Below are 3,854 nucleotides of genomic sequence, written 5' to 3'. Positions count from 1 at the left end.
GTGCGCGGCAGCGTCGTGCCGACCCGAACGTAGGACGGCCACTGCTTAGGGCCTAGGTCGGTCTGTTCGGCCAAGAACGCGCGGAATTTGTCCGGGTCGAATTCGGCGCCGGGCTTCATCACCAGTGCGGCCATTACCTGATCGCCGACGGCCGGATCCGGGATCGCATACACCGCAACTTCGGTCACGTCCGGATGTCGCAGCAGCACCCGCTCAATGGGCGCGGTGCCGAGGTTTTCCCCGTCTACGCGAAGCCAGTCACCAAGCCGGCCGGTGAAATACGCATAGCCGGCTTCGTCGCGGTAAGCCAGGTCGCCGCTGTGATAGACGCCGCCTCTCATGCGCTGCGCGTCGGCCTCGGCATCGTTGTAGTAGCCTTCGAAACGCCCTGGGCCACCGGCGTTTACCAGTTCGCCCACCACGCCGACCGGGCACGGCTGACCGGTGTCGACGTCGACGATCTGGATGCCGTCGGGCAGCGGGCCCAATGCGCCTGCCGGGGTATCCGGTGTGCGGCCGATCGCCACCCCGCCCTCAGTCGATCCGAAACCGTCGATGACAACGCAGCCAAACCTCTCCGCGAAACGATCGACGTCGCCCGGCGCCCCCTCGTTGCCATAGACCGCACGCAGCGGGTTGTCGGCATCGTCTGGACGCTCGGGCGTGGCGAGTACATAGGACAACGGCTTGCCAACGTAGTTGGCGTAGGTGGCGCCGTAGCGGCGGATGTCCGGCAAAAATCCAGACGCAGAGAACTTGCGTCGCAACACCATTGAGCCGCGGCACGCTAACGCGACCGCCCAGCCCACCAGCACCGCGTTGGAATGAAACAACGGCATTGACGCGTAGCACACGTCGGAAGGGCCGAGGCTGAATCGCTCGGTCATCGTCACGCCGGCGATGCCCACCTTGCCGTGGCTACACATCACCGCCTTGGGATCACCGCTGGTGCCCGAGGTGTAGATCAGCATGAACAGATCGTCGGGCGCTGCTGCTTGAAAACGCACGTCGACGCCATGGTGTGCGGCGACCTCGTCGGCCCAGTCGGTGGTGTCGACATTAATGTGGTCGATATCGCCCAGCGTCGCAGCAGAATTCGAGTCGGCCAGCACCAGCTGGCAATCAGCATGGTCGATGTCTCGGGTCAGCGCGGCGCCGCGACGTACCGGGTTGAGCCCAACCGGGATGATTCCCGACATGCCCGCGGCGACCAAGACCGCGGAAAAAAACGGCGTGTTCTCCAGTAGCACCCCGACATGCGGCGGCCGGCCCGGGTCGAGCCGCGCGCGCAGCGCAGCGGCCACAGCGGCGCCGTGCCGAAGATGATCGCGCCAGTTGACAAACGAGTCCTCGAAGTAGACGCCCCGATCCTCGACATCGACCAGCGGGCGCAGCAAGTCGACGACGGTGGGGAGGGGGTCGGTCACAGGGCTAAGCGGGGGTGTCCGCCAGCTCGCGGCCGATGCGCAGCAGCGCGGCGGTGGCGCTGCCCAGCGCGAACTCGGTTTGTTTGGCGGCCAGGAAGTAGCGGTGTACCGGATGGTCGGTGTCGATCCCGACACCGCCGTGCACGTGAACAATCGTGTGCGCCACGCGGTGTCCGGCGTCGGCCGCCCAGAAGGCTGCGGTCGCGACCTCGGTGTCGGCCGGTAGATCCTCGCTGAGCCGCCAGGCAGCCTGGGTAAGCGTCAGCCGCAATCCCTTGACGTCGATGTAGCCGTCGGCCAGCCGTTGACCGACCGCTTGGAAGCTGCCGATCGGGCGGTCGAACTGCTCACGAGTGCGGGCGTATTCGGCGGTCAGCTGCAGTCCGCGATCCAGGACGCCGAGCTGAAAGGCGCTGCGGCCCAGCCTATCCAGCGTGGCGATCCAACTGATGACTTCCTCGCCGCCGACCACTCGCCCGCCATCGACCTCGACCCCGTCGAGGCGGAGGTGCCCGATGCTGCCCAGCCCGGTCGTGCCCAGCGCCGTCACCGAGACCCCAGGGTCGCTGGCGGCGATCAGGAAAACTTCGGTCCCAGAATCGGTTTCGGCCGGTACCAAGAAGCCGTCGGCCACCGGGCCGTAGCCGACCTGGGTGCGGGTTCCGGACAGGCGGTAGCCGTCGCCGGCGCGGGCGGCCTGCACCGGACCGTCGCCCATCTCGCCGTCCAACGCGACCGTGAGGATCTTGGCGCCGCTCACCGCGGGCTCGCCCCACTCCTTCTGAAGTTCCGATGGACCGAATCGGGCCAGGGCACCCGCGGCCAGCACGACGGAGTCCAGGTAGGGGACAGCTGCGAGTTGCCTGCCGAGACCGACAAGTACGGCGGTCTGTTCAAGCACCCCAAAACCGCCACCGCCCAACGACTCCGGCGCGGCGGTGGACAGGATGTCGGCGTCGATCAGCTTGCTCCACAGGTCGCGGTCAAACCTCTGTTCCAGACCGTCGAGCTGGCGGTGATGCTCCGGAGTGCACACCGCGTCGACGATCGTGGTGACCAGGTCGCCGAGATCCTGTGCCGCTTCGGTGGTGGAAAAGTCCATGGTCTCGTGAATCCTTCGGGGAGTTAGCGGTTGGCTCGGGGCAGGCCCAGCGCCACCATGCCGATGATGTCGCGCTGCACTTCGTTGGTGCCGCCGCCGAAGGTCAGGATCAAGCAGGCCCGGTGCATCCGCTCGACGCGGCCGCGCAGCAACGCTCCCGGTGAGTCCTGACGCAAGGTGGCCGCGGTGCCGAGCACCTCCATCAGCAGGCGGTAAGCCTCGGTGGCCAGCTCGGTGCCGAACACCTTGGCCGCCGACGCATCCGCCGGCGACGGCGCGGCCGCATCCGATGACGCGAGCTCCCAGTTGATCAGCTTGAGGACCTCCACCTTGGCGTGCACCCGGGCCAGGTTGAGCTGCACCCATTCAGAATCGATGAGCCGGGCGCCGCTGCCGTCCTTGGTGTTTTGCGCCCACTCCCGTACCTGGTTGAGCGCCATGATGATCGGCATCGCCGACACCAGCGCTACACGCTCGTGGTTGAGCTGGTTGGTGACCAGCTTCCAGCCGCCGTTCTCCTCGCCGACCCGGTTGGCGACCGGGACGCGGACGTCCTGGTAATAGGTGGCGCTGGTGTCCACGCCGGCCATGGTGTGCACCGGTGTCCAGGAGAAGCCCTCAGCGCTGGTCGGCACGATCAGCATCGAGATGCCGCGGTGCTTCTTGGCTTCGGTGTTGGTGCGGGCCGCCAGCCAGACGTAGTCGGCGTAGGCGATCAGGCTGGTCCACATCTTCTGGCCGTTGACCACATAGTCGTCGCCGTCGCGCACTGCGGTGGTCCGCAGGTTGGCCAGGTCGGTGCCGGCGCTGGGCTCGGAGTAGCCGATCGAGAAGTGCAAGTCACCAGAGGCGATCTTGGGCAGGTAGAGCTTCTTCTGCTCCTCGGTGCCGAAGGCCATGATCGTCGGCGCGACGCTGTTGATGGTCAGGAACGGCACCGGTGCACCGGCGATCGCGGCCTCGTCGGTGAAGATCAGAGAGTCCATCGGCGAGCGGTCCTGGCCGCCGTACTCCTTGGGCCAGTTGAGGGTGAGCCAGCCGTCCTTGCCCATCTGCGCGACGGTCTCCCGGTACACGTTGCCCTCGCCGACCTCACCTGACGTCGAGCTCAACGCCTCGCGGCGCTCCGGGGTGATCAGCTTGGCGAAGTACGAGCGCAGTTCGCGACGCAGCTCCTCCTGCTCAGGGGTATAACTGATGCGCATTTCGCCGCCCTCCGGTCGTCGATGGCTACCCGTCCGCCACCCCTGGTTGTAACACGTTCTAGTCTGAGGGTCCAGCGACCGTCTCGCCGAACGCGTACGTCGCTGGTCGTATGGTGGGTC

At 66.7% G+C, this 3,854-nt stretch carries 3 protein-coding genes; all 3 read right to left on the bottom strand.

The genetic code is table 11. The annotated features are described in order from the left end of the window. The coding region (fadD17, locus tag WBF82_RS11975) for a long-chain-fatty-acid--CoA ligase FadD17 (protein WP_424383244.1) at window positions 1-1,427 on the bottom strand (1,427 nt) is incomplete at its 3' end. Between the two features lie 4 nt (window positions 1,428-1,431). Next, window positions 1,432-2,529 (bottom strand): acyl-CoA dehydrogenase family protein, encoded by a 1,098-nt coding sequence (locus WBF82_RS11970; protein ID WP_424383243.1) that lies wholly within the window; start codon window positions 2,527-2,529, stop codon window positions 1,432-1,434. Window positions 2,530-2,552: 23 nt separating this feature from the next. Then, a complete protein-coding gene (locus tag WBF82_RS11965) occupies window positions 2,553-3,734 on the bottom strand; it encodes an acyl-CoA dehydrogenase family protein (protein WP_424383242.1) in 1,182 nt (393 codons plus the stop codon). Window positions 3,735-3,854 lie beyond the last annotated feature (120 nt).

It is taken from the genome of Mycobacterium sp. (assembly GCF_049673265.1).
GTDB lineage: Bacteria > Actinomycetota > Actinomycetes > Mycobacteriales > Mycobacteriaceae > Mycobacterium.
Note: the sequence above shows the minus strand (reverse complement) of the source record. Positions and strands in the feature narration are given on the sequence as shown.

Excerpts from the sequence above, each read along its gene's own strand:
- WBF82_RS11970 (WP_424383243.1), bottom strand. The coding sequence starts at position 2,529 with ATGGACTTTTCCACCACCGAAGCGGCACAGGATCTCGGCGACCTGGTC.
- WBF82_RS11965 (WP_424383242.1), bottom strand. The coding sequence starts at position 3,734 with ATGCGCATCAGTTATACCCCTGAGCAGGAGGAGCTGCGTCGCGAACTG.